The sequence below is a fragment of the Mycobacterium sp. E3198 genome (genome assembly GCF_001667015.1).
Classification (GTDB): Bacteria; Actinomycetota; Actinomycetes; order Mycobacteriales; family Mycobacteriaceae; genus Mycobacterium.
Genome location: NZ_LZIS01000087.1, coordinates 1 through 16519 on the forward strand (window position 1 = coordinate 1; position 16519 = coordinate 16519).

The window sequence follows — 16519 nt, forward strand, 5'->3', positions numbered from 1 at the left end:
CCACCGCGGTGGGTCGAAGATCGTGATTGGTGCTCGAAGGTGCTCTGGGACGTGCCGTCTCGTTCTGGCACGCAGCGGCGGGCGTTGGATATGCCCGGCGGGGTCGAACCCCGGGCCGCGACGCGGCTTCGCCGCCCGCAGCCCCGCTCGCACGCGGGTCCGTGATTCGATTGTCGATTACTTTTTCCGTTAACCCGTTTTCGGGCTACCAGGGACCGTACGAAACCCGGCCGCGTTCGTCATCTTCGGAAAGCGGATATCTCGGTTCGATAACGAGCCGATCACGCCGCGATCGCATAACGATCTCTGCAGGTCAACCGCGCCTTTTCGAGCTGTGCCCAGCGAACGAAATAGCAATCGGATCGTGAGCCGAATCACGGCGTTTTTGTGAGCTGGCACACGTGCCTCCGGCGACCGGGCCATGGCTGGCGCAACCCCTGCGGCGGCGAACCGGCGCACAATACAACAAGATACGTACGATCGCAGAGTGACACGGCCGACTCGAACGGATCGATCTCCCGAATCACGAATAAGCCAGTGCCGCAGTAGGTTTCATTCAGCACCGGTGGGACGCGCACCGCTTCAATGGCTTTCACATCAAAGCCGGCGATTTCCCCGCAGGTATAGCGCATTCCGTTTCGGGCAATCACCACGCATCCCGGCGTGGCAGCCGAATGTTGCGCTGCGCCAACGCGATACGAGACATCGCCCGGGCCGCCCCGCCCCGCGGTGCTAGATAATTCGAAAGGCGATATAGAAATGGGCGAGCCAGTTATTCGATGCCCCGAGAAAGGCCTATAACGAATTAACTAATCGGTGGGCCGCTGAAAAAAAGAGAGTATCCGGCCTCAGGCGCCCGGCCGCACCACCGCGCGCAGCTCGGCGTCCGTGTTGACGTTGGTCAGCGGACGCGAATCCGGTAGCACGATCTGCTGGGCGTCGGAGGCGTCGATCAGGGCGCTCATCCTGCGCTCGCCGGCGGCGACCAGCGCCTCGATCCGGTCGGCCAGATCGGTGCGGTACACCGCCGCGAGGTAGTGGCTGCGACCGTCCCACGGCAAGACCACCTCGGCGTCGGTCTCGGTGGCCAGGCGGACCAGATCGTCGATCACATCGGCATTCAGCAGCGGCATGTCGACGGCGCAGACGAACGCGTACCGCGCGCCCGCCTCCGCGGCCGCGCGCAGTCCCCGCCCGGTGGCCGGCAGCGGGCCCAACCCGCGCACGTCGTCGCGGATGACGCGAGCCTGCAGCTTCGGCAGCGGCTGTCCCGGGGCGGCCATCACGAACACCGGTTCGCAGCGCTGGGCGACGATGCCGACGACGTACTCGGCCATCGTGGCGGCTCCCCCGGGGCCCGGCAGGGTCGCCTTGTCGCGGCCCATGCGCCGCGACTCTCCCCCAGCGACTATCACCCCGGCCAGTGACACTGCGTCGGGCATCTGCTCGGCCACGTCAGTCGACGGTCCAGGTGTCGCGCCCGGTCAGCAGCGACTGCAGGGCGGCGGAGTCGAACGGCTTCGACGCCTGCGCGGCGCGGACCTGGGACCGCGCGGCGTCGTCGTAGGTGGGGCGGCTGATGTTGCGGAAGATCCCCAGGACGGTGTGGTCGAGGTTCTGATCCGACAGCCGCGACAGCGCGAACGCGTAGGCCGAATCGTCGGCGTGCGCGTCGTGCACGACGATCTCGTCGACGCTCACGTCGGCGGTCTTGGCCACCTCCAGGCTGAAGCCGGACTTCACCACGCAGTATTCGCCGTTGGCGCCGAACACGATTGGCTCGCCGTGGTGGACGTTGATCACCCGCTCCTCGGCGCCCTCCTTGCGCAGCGCGTCGAAGGAGCCGTCGTTGAAGATCGGGCAGTCCTGCAGGATCTCGACGACGGCGGCGCCCCGGTGCTCGGCGGCGGCGCGCAGGACCTCGGTCAGACCGGCGCGGTCGGAGTCCAGCGCGCGACCGACGAAGGTTGCCTCGGCGCCCAGCGCCAGCGACACCGGGTTGAACGGCTGGTCGAGCGAACCCATCGGCGTCGACTTGGTGACCTTGCCTACCTCCGACGTCGGCGAGTACTGGCCCTTGGTCAGGCCGTAGATCCGGTTGTTGAACAACAGGATGGTGATGTTGACGTTGCGGCGCAGCGCGTGGATCAGGTGGTTGCCGCCGATCGACAACGCATCGCCGTCGCCGGTCACCACCCACACCGAAAGGTCCTCGCGGGCCAGCGCGAGACCGGTGGCGATCGCCGGCGCGCGGCCGTGGATGGAGTGGAACCCGTACGTCTCGAGGTAGTACGGGAACCGGCTCGAGCAGCCGATGCCGCTGATGAACACGATGTTCTCGCGGCGCAGCCCGAGGTCCGGCAGGAAGTTGCGGATCGTGTTGAGGATGACGTAGTCACCGCAGCCCGGGCACCAACGGACCTCCTGGTCGCTGGTGAAGTCTTTGGCCTTCTGCGGCGGGTCCCCGGCAGATACCGTGGGGACCCCGTCGTTCTTGGTCAGCCTCGGGGTGACCCCGAGGTCCGCGCCAACCAGGTCGGTCATTCGCTAGCTCCCGCTCCAACCGTTGCTGCCGCCATTCTGGCGACCATCTTCTTGTCTTGCTCGATCTCGGCCAGTGTGCCGCCCAGCGCGGCGCGGATGAGGCGCCCGATCTCGTCGGCGAGGAACGCGACACCCTGAACCTTGGTGACGGACTGCACGTCGACCAGGTACTTGCCGCGCAGAATTAGCGCCAGCTGCCCCAGGTTCATCTCCGGGCACACCACCATCGGGTAGCGCCGCAGCACGTCGCCCAGGTTCGGCGGGAACGGGCTGAGGTGGCGCAGGTGGGCGTGGGCGACCTTGATGCCCTTGCGCCGCGCCCGCCGGCAGGCCTCGCCGATGGGACCGTACGAGCTGCCCCACCCGATCAGCAGCAGCTCGGCGTCCCCGGTAGGGTCGTCGACCTCCAGGTCGGGAACGGCGATCCCGTCGATCTTGGCCTGGCGGATGCGGACCATGAGGTCGTGGTTGACCGGCTCGTAGGAGATGTTGCCGGAGCCGTTCGCCGCTTCGAGGCCACCGATGCGGTGCTCGAGCCCCGGGGTGCCCGGAACGGCGAATTGGCGGGCAAGGGTCTCCGGGTCGCGGTTGTACGGCTGGAAGGGCTCGTCGGGTTTGGCGAAGGCGTGCGTGATCGGCTCCAGCGAGCCGACGTCCGGGATGCGCCACGGCTCGGAGCCGTTGGCGATCGCGCCGTCGGATAGCACGATCACCGGGGTGTGGTACGACACCGCGATGCGCACCGCCTCGATGGCGGTCTCGAAGCAGTCCGACGGCGACCGCGGCGCCACCACCGCCACCGGCGATTCCCCGTTGCGGCCGTACAGCGCCTGCAGCAGGTCGGCCTGCTCGGTCTTGGTGGGCAGCCCCGTCGACGGACCGCCCCGCTGGACGTCGATGACCAGCAGCGGCAGCTCGGTCATCACCGCGAGGCCCAGCGCCTCGGACTTCAGCGAGATGCCCGGCCCGGATGTGCTGGTGACGCCGAGGGCGCCGCCGTAGGAGGCGCCGATCGCGGCGCAGATGCCGCCGATCTCGTCCTCGGCCTGGAACGTGATCACGTTGAAGTTCTTGTGCTTGGACAGCTCGTGCAGGATGTCCGAGGCCGGCGTGATCGGGTAGCTGCCGAGCACCACCTGAATGCCGGCCAGCTGACCGGCGGTGACGATGCCGTAGGCGAGCGCGGTGTTGCCGGAGATCTGGCGGTATTCGCCCGACGGCAGCGACGCCCGGGACACCTCGTAGGTGGTGCCGAACGCCTCGGTGGTTTCGCCGTAGTTCCAGCCCGCCTTCAGCGCGAGCACGTTGGCCTCGGCGATGTCAGGCTTGCGGGCGAACTTCTCCCGGATGAATTTCTCGCTGGCCTCGATCGGCCGGCCGTACATCCACGACAACAGGCCGAGCGCGAACATGTTCTTGGCGCGCTGGCCGTCCTTCTTCGACGCGCCGATCGCCTCGACGGCCCCGAGCGTGAGGGTCGTCATCGCGACGGAATGCACGACGTAGTCGGACAACTCGTCGGACTCCAGCGGGTTCGTGATGTAGCCGACCTTGGTCAGGTTGCGCTTGGTGAACTCGTCGGCATTCGCGATGACCATGCCGCCGCGCGGCAGGTCGCCGATGTTGGCCTTCAGCGCCGCGGGATTCATGGCGACCAAGACGTCGGGGCGGTCGCCGGCGGTCAAGATGTCGTAATCGGCGATCTGAATCTGGAAGGACGAGACCCCGGGCAAGGTGCCTGCGGGGGCGCGGATCTCGGCGGGGTAGTTCGGCTGGGTCGCGAGGTCGTTTCCGAAAAGCGCCGCCTCGGACGTGAACCGGTCGCCGGTGAGCTGCATGCCGTCGCCGGAGTCCCCGGCGAATCGAATGACAACCTGTTCTAGACGTTGACGGCCGGCCGACCCATTCCCAGAGGAGCCATTGTGAGAATCAGACCCGGCTCCGCTGCCGTTCGGATCCACGTATCCGCCTTCCATTCGTTAACCGGATAGGCACTGCGCTGCAGCCTTAGGTTACGCGCCGTTGAGGCCGCTCCTGACCGCTCAAGCTTGTGTGTCACTAGTAGTACCAATTATGGCACTCCTTTTAGGCGAGCATGGGCGTCTCTAAAGCATTGCATGCAGCGGTTTTGCCCCCAATGCCGAAGTCAGGGAACGGCGCTGGTGCGGGCAACTCAAAACTGTGGTATTGGTCACGTCCGCGGCGTCGACGGCGCACCGCGGTCTTGCGGCGCCGTCTCGGGCATTGCCACGAGAGACACGACGAAGCGCGCGGCGGCCGGGGCGCCCGGAAAGGCGAAGGCGGCGTTGTAGCCGACGGCCACCACGATGGACCGAGCCTCAGGCGGCCGGGATCGAGAAAACGCTAGGCGGTCTTGTCACGCCGCTCGCTGCGCGACGGCTTGCGCGGCACGATCGTCGGGAGCACGTTGTCCTGCACGGTCTCCTTGGTCACCACGACCTTGGCCACGTCGTCGCGGCTCGGGATGTCGTACATCACCGGCAGGAGGACTTCCTCCATGATCGCCCGCAGGCCGCGGGCGCCGGTGCCGCGGTGGATCGCCTGATCGGCGATCGCCTCCAGCGCGTCGTCGGTGAATTCCAGTTCCACGCCGTCCATTTCGAACAGCCGCGTGTACTGCTTGACGAGAGCGTTCTTCGGCTCGGACAGGATCTTGACCAACGACTCCATGTCCAGGTTGGTAACCGACGCGACGACCGGCAGTCGCCCGATGAACTCGGGGATCAAGCCGAACTTGATCAGGTCCTCGGGCATCACGTCGGCGAAGTGGTCGGTGGTGTCGATCTCGGCCTTGGAGCGCACCTCGGCGCCGAAACCCAGACCGCGCTTGCCGACGCGCTCGTAAATGATCTTCTCCAGCCCGGCGAACGCACCCGCGACGATGAACAGCACGTTGGTGGTGTCGATCTGGATGAACTCCTGATGCGGGTGCTTGCGGCCGCCCTGCGGAGGCACCGACGCCTGGGTGCCCTCCAGGATCTTCAGCAGGGCCTGCTGCACGCCCTCCCCGGAGACGTCACGGGTGATCGACGGGTTCTCGCTCTTGCGCGCGATCTTGTCGACCTCGTCGATGTAGATGATGCCGGTCTCGGCGCGCTTGACGTCGTAGTCGGCGGCCTGGATGAGTTTGAGGAGGATGTTCTCGACGTCCTCGCCGACGTAGCCGGCCTCGGTGAGTGCGGTGGCGTCGGCGATGGCGAACGGCACGTTGAGCATCTTGGCGAGCGTCTGGGCCAGGTAGGTCTTGCCGCATCCGGTGGGCCCGAGCATCAGGATGTTGGACTTGGTCAGCTCGACCGGCTCGGACCGGGAGTCGCGGCCCTTCTCGCCGGCCTGGATCCGCTTGTAGTGGTTGTAGACGGCGACGGCCAGCGTGCGCTTGGCGGTGTCCTGCCCGATGACGTACCCCTCCAGGAATTCCCGGATCTCGGCGGGCTTGGGCAGTTCGTCGAGCTTGACGTCGTCGGCGTCGGCCAGTTCCTCTTCGATGATCTCGTTACAGAGATCGATGCACTCATCGCAGATGTACACACCGGGGCCAGCAATGAGTTTCTTGACCTGCTTTTGGCTCTTCCCGCAGAACGAGCACTTAAGCAGGTCGCCGCCGTCTCCGATGCGCGCCATGGTGCTGAGGGCCTACTTCCTGTTCGCCGTTCGTCGTGCTATGCCGCATGTATTCCCCGACGCTACCCGCTTGCTCGGGCCCCCCGCGACCATTACCGCCGAATCGCGTCTTTGATATTCAAGGGAGTTCGTGGGACGTTCATGCTCTTCCGTCTGAATGAAACATATAGCCAGACGGCCCCCCTCACTCGCCGAGACGCGCAATCCATGCCTTGGCGTGTCGCGGTCGTTACCCGAGCGAGTCCGGTCCGCGCCACCCACCCTACATTTAGCGAGTGGGGTTGGCAGTCGGGTTTTCCGGGCTAGGGGCGCCCGGCGAATGGGTACTGATCAGCGACGGCGGCCTGGCCACCGAGCTGGAGGCACGCGGGCACGACCTCTCCGACCCGTTGTGGTCGGCCCGGCTGCTGGCCGATGCGCCACACGAAATCGTCGCCGTGCACGCCGCGTACTTCCGCGCCGGTGCCGCGATCGCGACGACCGCGAGCTACCAGGCGTCGTTCGAGGGCTTCGCGGCGCGCGGAATCGACCGGCGCGGGGCCAGGGTCCTGCTGCGCCGCAGCGTCGAACTCGCGAGGGCCGCGCGCGACGAGGCCGGCACCGCCGGGCTCGTCGCCGCGTCCGTCGGCCCGTATGGCGCGGCGCTGGCCGACGGGTCCGAATATCGCGGCCGCTACGGCCTGTCGGTCGCGGCGTTGACGCGGTGGCACCGGCCCCGGCTGGAGATCCTGGCCGACGCCGGTGCTGACGTGCTGGGGTGCGAAACCGTGCCCGACGCCGACGAGGCCGAGGCGCTGGTCGATCTGGTTCGCTCTGTCGGTGTGCCGGCGTGGCTCAGCTACACCATCGACGGCACCCAGACCCGGGCCGGACAACCCCTGGCCGACGCGTTCGCCGTCGCGGCCGGGGTCCCCGAGATCGTCGCGGTGGGCGTGAATTGCTGCGCGCCCGACGACGTGGCGCCGGCGATCGGCGTGGCCGCGGCCGCCGGCAAGCCGGTGATCGTCTACCCGAACAGCGGGGAGCGCTGGGACGGGCGCGGCTGGGTGGGCCCGCGCCGCTTCTCCGCGGAGCTGGCGGCGCAGTGGATGGCGGCGGGCGCCCGCATCATCGGCGGCTGCTGCCGGGTCGGCCCGGCGGATATCGCCGAGGTGGCGGCGAGGCTTTCACCGAGCCTGTAATTTCGCAGGGCTCTACTCGGACTTTGCCTGCAGAATTACAGCCTCGGCGAGAGAGGGCGAACGCTAGGCGGTCTGTGCCGAGAGCTTGCGGTACTCGAGGACGGTGTCGATGATCCCGTAGTCCTTGGCCTCGTCGGCGGTCAGGATCTTGTCGCGGTCGGTGTCCTTGCGGATCGTCGCGGCGTCCTTGCCGGTGTGGCGGGCCAGCGTGGTCTCCATCAGCGTGCGCATCCGCTCGATCTCGGCTGCCTGGATCTCCAGATCGGAGAACTGGCCCTGGATCACACCCTGAAGCGACGGCTGGTGGATCAGCACCCGCGCGTTGGGCAGCGCCATCCGCTTACCGGGAGTCCCCGCGGCCAGCAGTACCGCCGCGGCCGAGGCGGCCTGGCCCAGGCACACCGTCTGGATGTCGGCGCGCACGTACTGCATGGTGTCGTAGATCGCCATCAGCGACGTGAACCCGCCGCCGGGCGAGTTGATGTACATGGTGATGTCGCGGTCGGGGTCCAGCGACTCCAGCACGAGCAGCTGCGCCATGATGTCGTTCGCCGACGCGTCGTCCACCTGGACGCCGAGGAAGATGATGCGTTCCTCGAACAGCTTGTTGTAGGGGTTGGACTCCTTGACGCCGAAGCTCGAGTGCTCGATGAACGACGGCAGGATGTAGCGCGCCTGCGGCTGGATGGGGTGCTGGGTGCTCACTGGGCTTCTCCGTTGGTGATGTGGGCGGCGCGGGTGATGATGTGGTCGACGAATCCGTATTCCAGGGCTTCCTGGGCGGTGAACCAGCGGTCGCGGTCGGAATCCGCCTCGATGCGCTCGATCGGCTGCCCGGTGAATTCGGCGTTGAGCCGGAACATCTCCTTCTTGATGACGTGGAACTGCTCGGCCTGGATGGCGATGTCGGCCGCGCTGCCGGTCACCCCGCCCAGCGGCTGGTGCATCAGGATGCGGGCGTGCGGCAGCGCATAGCGCTTGCCCTTGGTGCCGGCCGCCAACAAGAACTCACCCATGGAGGCGGCCATGCCCATTGCATAGGTGGCGATGTCGCAGGGCGCCAGCACCATGGTGTCGTAGATCGCCATCCCGGCGCTGATCGATCCGCCCGGCGAGTTGATGTACAGGGAGATGTCCTTGGTGGCGTCCTCGGCGGCGAGCAGCAGAATCTGCGCGCACAGCCGGTTGGCGATCTCGTCGCTGACCTCCGAGCCCAGGAAGATGATGCGCTCGGAGAGCAAGCGCTCATAGACGGAGTCCGTGAGGTTGAGGCCCTGCGAGGGTGAACGCATCTCAGTCACGACTGGGTTACCTGCTTTCTCGAGTTCTTCTCTGCATCGACCCTAACCAACCGGCCCCGCGTGTGGCGGCCGCGCCGCCCCTGAAACGGGCGCGTTCGCTCACAGCGTCACGGCGCGTCACTCCGGTTCGTCGTCGGGGGCCTCGGCCCCCTCGGCCTCCTCGGCCTCGTCGAGGACCTCGGCCTCGTCAGATTCCTGCGGGCGCCCGCCGAAGAACTCACTGGTGTCGACGGCGTTGCCGTCGGTGTCGGTGACGGTCGCCGCCTCGACCGCGGCCGCGACGGCCAGCCCGCGGCGCACGTCGGCGAACATCGCCGGCAGCTGGTTGTTCTCCTGCAGGTACGCGAACAGCTGCTGCGGCTCGATGCCGTACTGGCGGGAGGTCATCACCAGCCGCTCGGTCAGGTCGTCCTGGCCGACCCGGATCTCCAGCTCGTCGGCCAGGGCATCCAGCAACAGCTGCTTCTTGACGTCGGACTCGGCCGCGTTGTGCGCGTCGACCTCGAACTGCTGGCGCGACTTGCCCTGCTCGTGCAGCGCCTCCGCGAGCTTCGCTTCGTCGTGGTCGAAGCCGTGCAGCGCGTTGTGCACCGCGGTGTCGACCTGGGCCTTGACGATGGCCTCCGGCAGCGGCACCTCGACCTGCTCGAGCAACGCGTCCACCGTGGCGTCGCGGATCTGCTCCGCCTGCTGGGCGCGCTTGACGCGGCCGACCTGCTCGCGCAGGTTGGACCGCAACTCGTCGATCGTGTCGAATTCGCTTGCCAATTGCGCGAATTCGTCGTCAGGCTCGGGAAGCTCGCGCTCCTTGATCGACCTCACGGTCACGGTGACCTGCGCGTCCTTGCCCGCGTGATCGCCGGTCGCCAACTGCGCGGTGAATTCCTTCGACTCGTCGACGGACAGGCCGACCAGCGTCTCGTCCAGTCCGGCGATGAGGCGCCCGGAGCCGACCTCGTGGGACAGTCCCTCCGCGGCCGCGCCGGGCACCTCCTCGCCGTCGACGGTGGCCGACAGGTCGATCGAGACGAAGTCACCGTCGGCCACCGGCCGCTCGACGCCCTTGAGGGTGCCGAACCGGGCGCGCAGCGACTCCAGCTCGGCGTCGACGTCGTCGTCGCCGACCTCGATCGGGTCGACCGAGACCTGCAACGCGCTCAGGTCCGGCAGGGTTATCTTGGGGCGGATGTCGACCTCGGCGGTGAACGCCAGTTCCTCGCCGTACTCCTTCTTGGTGACCTCGATGTCGGGCTGTCCGAGCGGGTGGACTTCCGCCTCGGCGACCGCCTGGCCGTAGCGGGCGGGCAACGCCTCGTTGACGACCTGGTCGAGCATCGCCTCCCGGCCGAACCGGGCCTCGAGCAGCTTGGCCGGCGCCTTGCCGGGCCGGAATCCGGGCAGCCGGACCTGCTTGGCCAGCTCCTTGTAGGCCCGCTGGAAGTCGGGCTCGAGTTCGGTGAACGGCACCTCCACGTTGATGCGCACCCGGGTGGGGCTCAACTGCTCGACGCTGCTCTTCACGGGTGTGCTCCTCGGTGTTCGGTGGATCGGGCCAGTGTTGGTCGGGGTGACAGGATTTGAACCTGCGGCCTTCCGCTCCCAAAGCGGATGCGCTACCAAGCTGCGCTACACCCCGCGCTGACCTCGAAATCCTACGGCCCGGGGGCGTTGGCCTCGCAGGGGACCGTCAAGACCCCTCGGACCTCACGGGGGCATCACAGAACCGCTTCGATTAGATTTGAAGTTCGCCGCCAGATACAGTCTCGCTCGACTAAAGCTTGCGGGCGTAGCTCAATGGTAGAGCCCTAGTCTTCCAAACTAGCTACGCGGGTTCGATTCCCGTCGCCCGCTCTGGGTAACCGGGTAACTGCCTGTCCGACAGGGGGGCCATGCGCCACGCCGACATCTCTGGCTCGTGTGCGCCGAAGTTTCTCGGTGTGCGCGACGCGTTCGAGCGCAACTTCGCGCTGGGCAAAGAGGTCGGCGCGGCCGTGGCGGTGTGGGTCGACGGAGACCTCGTCGTCAACCTGTGGGGCGGCTGGGCCAACGCCGCCGGCACCCGGCCCTGGCGGCAGAACACCCTCACGACGGTGCTGTCCGGCACCAAGGGCCTGTCGGCGACCTGCGTGCACCAGCTGGCCGACCGCGGCGAGCTGGACCTGCACGCGCCGGTGGCGCGCTACTGGCCCGAGTTCGGGCAGGCGGGCAAGGAAGCCATCACGCTGGCCATGGTGATGAGCCACCGCTCCGGCCTCATCGGGCCGCGCACCCGGATGCGCTGGGAGGACGTCGCCGACTGGGACTTCGTCTGCGGGCAACTCGCCGCCGCCGAACCCTGGTGGGAACCCGGCACCGCGCAGGGCTACCACATGACCACGTTCGGCTTCATCGTCGGCGAGGTGTTCCGCCGCGTCACCGGGCGCACCATCGGCCAGTACCTGCGCACCGAGATGGCCGAACCGCTGGGCGCCGACGTCCACATCGGCCTGTCCGCCGCCGACCAACGCCGCTGCGCCGAGCGGGTGAACAAGCCGCACGCCAGAGACCTGTTGGCCGAGGCGCAGGCCCCCGGCTACCCGACCAGCCTGGCCGAACACCCCAAGGCCGGGCTGTCCATCGCGATGGGCTTCGCACCCGACGACGAGCTGAGCTCGCACGACCTGCGGTTGTGGCGCGAGCTGGAGTTCCCGGGCACCAACGGCCAGGTGTCGGCGCTGGGCCTGGCGACCTTCTACAACGCGCTGGCGCAGGAGAAGCTGCTGAGTCGCGAGCACATGGAACTGGTCCGGGTCTCGCAGGGCGGCTTCGACACCGATCTGGTGCTCGGCCCCCGGGTCGCCGACCACGGCTGGGGTCTGGGCTACATGCTCAACCAGCGCTGCGTCAACGGACCGAACCCCCGGATCTTCGGTCACGGCGGGCTGGGCGGCTCGTTCGGGTTCGTCGACCTCGAGCACCGGATCGGCTATGCGTACGTGGCGAACCGTTTCGACGCCACCAAGGCCAACGCGGACCCGCGCAGCCTCGCGCTGAGCAACGAGGTCTATGCCGCGCTCGGCCTCATCGAGCCCGTCCGCGTTTAGTCACTTCTGGCAGGCCGGGCACCAGAACACGTTCCGGCCCTCCAGCACCGACGTGCGGACCGGCCCACCGCACACGCGGCACGCTTCCCCCGCGCGCCGGTACACGTACGTCCGCGGCCGGTCGGGGAGGTAGGACGGCGCACCGTGGTCGTGTTCGGGCAGCACCACGACGATCTTGCCGCGCCGCAAGCCCACCTTCATCAGCGCCACCAGGTCGGTCCACGCCGCGTCGAACTCCGCCTCCCCGATCTCCCGTCCGGGCCGGAACGGATCGATGCGATGGCGGAACAGCAACTCGCTGCGGTAGACGTTGCCGACGCCGGCGATGACGGTCTGGTCCATGAGCAGGGCCCCAATCGGCTTGCGCGACTTCGTGATTCGCGCCCACGCCGACGACGGGTCGGCGTCGCTGCGCAACGGGTCGGGACCGAGCCTGGCCAGGATGGCGCTGACCTGCCCCTCGTCGACGAGTTCGCACACCGTCGCGCCGCGCAGGTCGGTGCCGTAGTCGGCGCCGACCATCCGCATCCGCACCTGCCCCACCGGCTCGGGTAGCGGCGCGCCGTCGGGGCGTTCCCACTCGGTGAACGCGCCGTACAGGCCCAGGTGCACATGCACGATCGGGCCGCCGTCATAGTGGTGAAACAGATGCTTGCCCCACGCGCTGGTGCGGCGCAGCACCCGGCCGTCCACCACGGCCGCCTCCGCGGCGAACCGGCCCTGCGGGCTGGACACCGCGACCGGCGTTCCGCCGTATCGGCGCTGATGCAACCGGGCCAGCCGGTGCAGGGTGTGCCCCTCGGGCACGCTCAGCCCTGCGCGCCGGGCACCGGCGGCGCCTGGTGGGTGCGTTCGTACTCGGCGAGGATGTCGATACGGCGTTGGTGGCGTGCGGCTTTCGACCACTGCGCGCTCAGGAAGGCGTCGACGATCGCCAACGCCTCGGCCACGGTGTGCATGCGGCCGCCGATGCCGATCAACTGCGCGTTGTTGTGCTCGCGGGCCAGCGTCGCGGTCTCGACGCTCCACGCCAGCGCGCAGCGGGCCCCCGGCACCTTGTTGGCCGCGACGCTCACCGTTGCCCGACCCGCCCAGCACGATGCCCAGGCTGTCCGGGTCGGCCACGGTGCGCGTCGCGGCCGCGATGCAGAACGCCGGGTAGTCGTCCTCGGCGTCGTAGGCGAAGGCACCGCAATCGATCGGCTCGTGCCCCGACTCCTCGAGGTGGGCGATGATCTGCTGCTTGAGCTCGAATCCGGCGTGGTCAGAGCCGAGGTAGACGCGCATGCCCGCAATCCTTACACGGGGTGCGGGCTAATCGAATTCGGGCTTCTCCGTGCGGGTCCGCTTGAGTTCGAAGAAGTGCGGGTAGGACGCGAAGGTCACCGAGGCGTCCCACAGCTTGCCGGCTTCCTCGCCGCGCGGAATCTTCGACAGCACCGGCCCGAAGAACGCCACGCCGTTGACGTGGATCGTCGGCGTGCCGACGTCGTCGCCGACGGCGTCCATCCCGGCGTGGTGGCTCTTGCGCAGCGCCTCGTCGTACTCCTCGCTGTCCGCGGCCTCGGCGAGCTCCGCGGGCAGGCCGGCGTCGGCCAACGACAGCTTGATGACCTCCTCGAGGTTCTTGTTGTCCTCGTTGTGGATCCGGGTGCCCATCGCGGCGTACAGCGGGTCCAGCACCTTGGCGCCGTGCGCCTGCTCGGCGGCGATCGCCACCCGCACCGGCCCCCACGCGTGCTTCATCATCTCGCGGTAATTGTCGGGCAGGCCTTCCCGGTTCTCGTTGAGGATCGCGAGGCTCATGACGTGGAAGTGCACCTCGATGTCGCGCACCTTCTCGACTTCCAGGATCCAGCGCGACGTGATCCAGCACCACGGGCACAGCGGATCGAACCAGAAGTCGGCTCGGTTCTTCTCGGGCATAGCGCAATCCTTTCGTCGGTCAAGACACCTACACCACAACCGTAGGCCGCTTGCGGGTGTTCCCGTCCCGCCCGGCACGTAAGTTGGACGCGTGGTCCTTCCTAATCTCACCCGCGATCAGGCCGTCGAACGCGCCGCCCTGATCACCGTCGACAGCTACCAGATCGACCTGGACGTCACCGACGGCAAGGGCGCGCCCGGCGAACGCACCTTCCGCTCCACCACGACCGTGGTGTTCGACGCGCTGCCCGGCGCCGACACGTACATCGACCTCGCCGCCGAGACGGTGCGCGGCGCCACCCTCAACGGCCGCGAACTCGACGTGTCCGGGTACGACGAATCCACCGGCATCCCGCTGCGCGCGCTCGAGAAGCGAAACACCCTCGTCATCGACGCCGACTGCCGCTACTCCAATACCGGCGAGGGGCTGCACCGCTTCGTCGACCCGGTGGACGACGAGACCTACCTGTATTCGCAATTCGAAACTGCCGACGCCAAGCGCATGTTCGCCTGCTTCGACCAACCCGACCTCAAGGCGACGTTCGACGTGCGGGTCGTCGCGCCCCAGCACTGGAAGGTGATCTCCAACGGCGCCCCCGTGTCGGTGCGCGACGGGGCGCACACGTTCGCCACCACGCCGCGGATGAGCACCTACCTGGTGGCCCTGATCGCCGGCCCGTACGCCGAGTGGACGGACTCCTACACCGACGAGCACGGCGACATCCCGCTGGGCATCTACTGCCGCGCCTCGCTCGGCCCCCACATGGACGCCGAGCGGTTGTTCACCCAGACGAAGCAGGGATTTGGCTTCTACCACAAGAATTTTGGTTTGCCGTACGCGTTCGGCAAGTACGACCAGCTGTTCGTCCCGGAGTTCAACGCCGGAGCCATGGAAAACGCCGGGGCGGTGACGTTCCTCGAGGACTACGTGTTCCGCAGCAAGGTCACCCGCGCCTCCTACGAGCGGCGCGCCGAGACGGTGCTGCACGAGATGGCGCACATGTGGTTCGGCGACCTGGTGACCATGACGTGGTGGGACGACCTGTGGCTCAACGAGTCGTTCGCGACCTTCGCGTCGGTGTTGTGTCAAAGCGAGGCAACGGAATTCACCGAGGCGTGGACGACGTTCGCCACCGTCGAGAAGTCGTGGGCGTACCGTCAGGACCAGTTGCCGTCGACGCACCCGATCGCCGCGGAGATCCCCGACCTGGCCGCCGTGGAGGTGAACTTCGACGGCATCACCTACGCCAAGGGCGCTTCGGTGCTCAAGCAGCTCGTCGCCTACGTCGGGCTGGAGCGCTTCCTGGCCGGGCTGCGCGACTACTTCCGCACGCACGCCTACGGCAACGCCACGTTCGACGATCTGATCGCCGCGCTGGAGCAGGCCTCCGGCCGCGACCTGTCCGATTGGGGCCGGCAGTGGCTGAAGACCACCGGGCTGAACACGCTGCGGCCCGACTTCGACGTCGACGGCCCGGGCCCCCAGGGCCGGTTCACCCGGTTCGCGGTGGCCCAGAGCGGCGCCCAGCCGGGGGCGGGTGAGACGCGGGTGCACCGGCTGGCCATCGGCATTTACGACGACGACGGCTCCGGCAAGTTGGTCCGGGTGCATCGCGAGGAGCTCGATGTCGAGGGCCCGCAGACGGAAGTCCCCGCGCTGGTTGGGGTTTCGCGCGGCAAGCTGATCCTGGTCAACGACGACGACCTGACCTATTGCTCGCTGCGGCTGGACCCCCAGTCGCTGCAGACCGCGCTGGAGCGCATCGCCGACATCGCCGAGCCGCTGCCCCGCTCGCTGGTGTGGTCGGCGGCGTGGGAGATGACCCGCGAGGCCGAACTGCGCGCCCGCGACTTCGTCGCGCTGGTCGCCGGCGGGGTGCAGGCCGAAACCGAGGTGGGCGTGGCCCAACGGCTGCTGATGCAGGCCCAGACCGCGCTGGCGTCTTACGCCGAGCCGGGGTGGGCGCGCGAGCATGGCTGGCCGCAGTTCGCCGACCGGCTGCTGGAGCTGGCGCGCGCGGCGCAGCCCGGAAGCGATCACCAGCTCGCGTTCGTGAACACGCTGTGCACGTCGGTGCTGTCGACCCGGCACGTCGTGGTGCTGGCCGACCTGCTCGACCGCGAGCCCGCCGACCTCGGGCTGGCGGGGCTGCAGATCGACACCGACCTGCGCTGGCGGCTGGTGACGGCGCTGGCCGCCGCGGGCGAGATCGACGCCGACGGGCCCGCGACACCGTTCATCGACGCCGAGGTGCAGCGCGACCCGACCGCCGCCGGGAAGCGGCACGGTGCCCAGGCGGCGGCGGCGCGGCCCCAGCTGCAGGTCAAGGAGGAGGCCTGGACCACGGTGGTCGAGGACGACACCCTGGCCAACATCACGGCGCGCTCGATGATCGCCGGGATCGCGCCGCCCGGACAGCACGAGCTGCTGAAGCCGTTCACGCCGCGCTATTTCGACGCCATCGCCGGAGTCTGGGCGCGGCGATCCAGCGAGGTCGCCCAGACGGTGGTGATCGGGCTGTACCCGCACTGGGACATCAGCGAGGACGCCGTCGCGGCGGCCGACCAGTTCCTCGGCGACCCGGACATGCCGCCGGCCCTGCGGCGCCTGGTGCTGGAAGGCCAGGCCGGGATCAAGCGGTCGCTGAGGGCCCGCAAGTTCGACGCGTCCTGATCGAACCTGCGCTCAGCGCGTCGAAACGGAGCCAACCCTCGCTCTGGTTGCAGTCTCGGCGCCAGAAAACTAGGCCGGTGAAATCCCGGCGCTGAGCACGCGGATGGCGCTGACCAGCCCGTCGACCAGGTGGCCCTGCTCGAACGCCGACGAGGCGGCGGCCAC

14 protein-coding genes, 2 tRNA genes and 1 pseudogene are annotated in these 16519 nt (G+C 68.2%); 4 read left to right on the forward strand and 13 right to left on the reverse strand.

The window, feature by feature from the left end:
- Positions 1 to 374: 374 nt before the first annotated feature.
- From A5673_RS29030 to clpX, 5 genes are all read right to left on the reverse strand, one after another.
- Positions 375 to 653, reverse strand: a complete 279-nt coding sequence (locus A5673_RS29030; protein ID WP_156748046.1) for a hypothetical protein — start codon at positions 651 to 653, stop codon at positions 375 to 377.
- 195 nt (positions 654 to 848) lie between these two features.
- Complete coding sequence (gene mobA / locus A5673_RS09520) at positions 849 to 1442, reverse strand: molybdenum cofactor guanylyltransferase (RefSeq protein ID WP_068230468.1); 594 nt, start codon at positions 1440 to 1442, stop codon at positions 849 to 851.
- Positions 1443 to 1455: 13 nt separating this feature from the next.
- A complete protein-coding gene (locus A5673_RS09525; RefSeq protein WP_068230436.1) occupies positions 1456 to 2544 on the reverse strand; it encodes a 2-oxoacid:ferredoxin oxidoreductase subunit beta in 1089 nt (362 codons plus the stop codon).
- Positions 2541 to 4505, reverse strand: coding sequence for a 2-oxoacid:acceptor oxidoreductase subunit alpha (locus A5673_RS09530; protein WP_156748049.1), 1965 nt, complete (start codon positions 4503 to 4505; stop codon positions 2541 to 2543). Before A5673_RS09530 ends, A5673_RS09525 begins: the two co-directional genes overlap by 4 nt.
- 403 nt (positions 4506 to 4908) lie before the next feature.
- On the reverse strand, positions 4909 to 6189 hold the full coding sequence (clpX, locus tag A5673_RS09535) for an ATP-dependent Clp protease ATP-binding subunit ClpX (protein ID WP_067320664.1): 1281 nt from the start codon (positions 6187 to 6189) through the stop codon (positions 4909 to 4911).
- A 275-nt stretch (positions 6190 to 6464) separates the two neighbouring features.
- On the opposite strand from clpX, the gene mmuM reads away from it, so the two are divergent.
- Entirely contained in the window at positions 6465 to 7370 is a 906-nt protein-coding gene (mmuM, locus tag A5673_RS09540; protein WP_068230442.1) for a homocysteine S-methyltransferase, read from the forward strand.
- Positions 7371 to 7433: 63 nt separating this feature from the next.
- Here the strand turns inward: mmuM and clpP2 are convergent, their stop codons facing one another.
- From clpP2 to A5673_RS09560, 4 genes are all read right to left on the reverse strand, one after another.
- Positions 7434 to 8075 (reverse strand): ATP-dependent CLP protease proteolytic subunit ClpP2, encoded by a 642-nt coding sequence (clpP2, locus tag A5673_RS09545; protein WP_068230445.1) that lies wholly within the window; start codon positions 8073 to 8075, stop codon positions 7434 to 7436.
- Positions 8072 to 8662, reverse strand: coding sequence for an ATP-dependent CLP protease proteolytic subunit ClpP1 (clpP1, locus tag A5673_RS09550; protein WP_068230448.1), 591 nt, complete (start codon positions 8660 to 8662; stop codon positions 8072 to 8074). The genes clpP2 and clpP1 overlap by 4 nt, the downstream gene beginning before the upstream one ends.
- A 126-nt stretch (positions 8663 to 8788) precedes the next feature.
- Positions 8789 to 10192, reverse strand: a complete 1404-nt coding sequence (gene tig, locus A5673_RS09555; protein ID WP_068230452.1) for a trigger factor — start codon at positions 10190 to 10192, stop codon at positions 8789 to 8791.
- Between the two features lie 38 nt (positions 10193 to 10230).
- Positions 10231 to 10307: transfer RNA gene (locus A5673_RS09560), tRNA-Pro, on the reverse strand.
- 144 nt (positions 10308 to 10451) lie between these two features.
- On the opposite strand from A5673_RS09560, the gene A5673_RS09565 reads away from it, so the two are divergent.
- Both A5673_RS09565 and A5673_RS09570 read left to right on the forward strand, forming a co-directional pair.
- Positions 10452 to 10522 (forward strand) — tRNA-Gly (locus A5673_RS09565).
- 38 nt (positions 10523 to 10560) lie between these two features.
- Positions 10561 to 11754: a serine hydrolase domain-containing protein gene (locus A5673_RS09570; protein WP_068230455.1), complete on the forward strand. Its 1194-nt coding sequence runs from the start codon at positions 10561 to 10563 to the stop codon at positions 11752 to 11754.
- Here the strand turns inward: A5673_RS09570 and A5673_RS09575 are convergent, their stop codons facing one another.
- The 3 genes and pseudogenes from A5673_RS09575 to A5673_RS09585 all read right to left on the reverse strand — a co-directional run bounded on the left by A5673_RS09575 (position 11755) and on the right by A5673_RS09585 (position 13680).
- The gene (locus A5673_RS09575) at positions 11755 to 12561 is read right to left on the reverse strand and encodes an Fpg/Nei family DNA glycosylase (protein WP_068230459.1); all 807 of its coding nucleotides are present in this window, start codon (positions 12559 to 12561) and stop codon (positions 11755 to 11757) included.
- Between the two features lie 2 nt (positions 12562 to 12563).
- A pseudogene (locus tag A5673_RS09580) lies at positions 12564 to 13041 on the reverse strand (ribose-5-phosphate isomerase).
- Between the two features lie 27 nt (positions 13042 to 13068).
- Positions 13069 to 13680 (reverse strand): Rv2466c family mycothiol-dependent reductase, encoded by a 612-nt coding sequence (locus A5673_RS09585; RefSeq protein WP_068230462.1) that lies wholly within the window; start codon positions 13678 to 13680, stop codon positions 13069 to 13071.
- Between the two features lie 91 nt (positions 13681 to 13771).
- Here A5673_RS09585 and pepN point away from each other — a divergent pair, with 91 nt between their 5' ends.
- Positions 13772 to 16354 (forward strand): aminopeptidase N, encoded by a 2583-nt coding sequence (gene pepN, locus A5673_RS09590; RefSeq protein ID WP_068230465.1) that lies wholly within the window; start codon positions 13772 to 13774, stop codon positions 16352 to 16354.
- Between the two features lie 69 nt (positions 16355 to 16423).
- Here the strand turns inward: pepN and A5673_RS28305 are convergent.
- The coding region (locus tag A5673_RS28305) for a DUF5130 family protein (protein ID WP_156748051.1) at positions 16424 to 16519 on the reverse strand (96 nt) is incomplete at its 5' end.

Bases quoted from the DNA above. Each gene is read 5' to 3' on its own strand.
- A5673_RS09585 (WP_068230462.1), bottom strand. From the start codon at position 13,680: ATGCCCGAGAAGAACCGAGCCGACTTCTGGTTCGATCCGCTGTGCCCG.
- A5673_RS09570 (WP_068230455.1), top strand. From the start codon at position 10,561: ATGCGCCACGCCGACATCTCTGGCTCGTGTGCGCCGAAGTTTCTCGGT.
- mobA (WP_068230468.1), bottom strand. From the start codon at position 1,442: ATGCCCGACGCAGTGTCACTGGCCGGGGTGATAGTCGCTGGGGGAGAG.
- clpP1 (WP_068230448.1), bottom strand. From the start codon at position 8,662: ATGCGTTCACCCTCGCAGGGCCTCAACCTCACGGACTCCGTCTATGAG.
- clpX (WP_067320664.1), bottom strand. From the start codon at position 6,189: ATGGCGCGCATCGGAGACGGCGGCGACCTGCTTAAGTGCTCGTTCTGC.
- A5673_RS09525 (WP_068230436.1), bottom strand. From the start codon at position 2,544: ATGACCGACCTGGTTGGCGCGGACCTCGGGGTCACCCCGAGGCTGACC.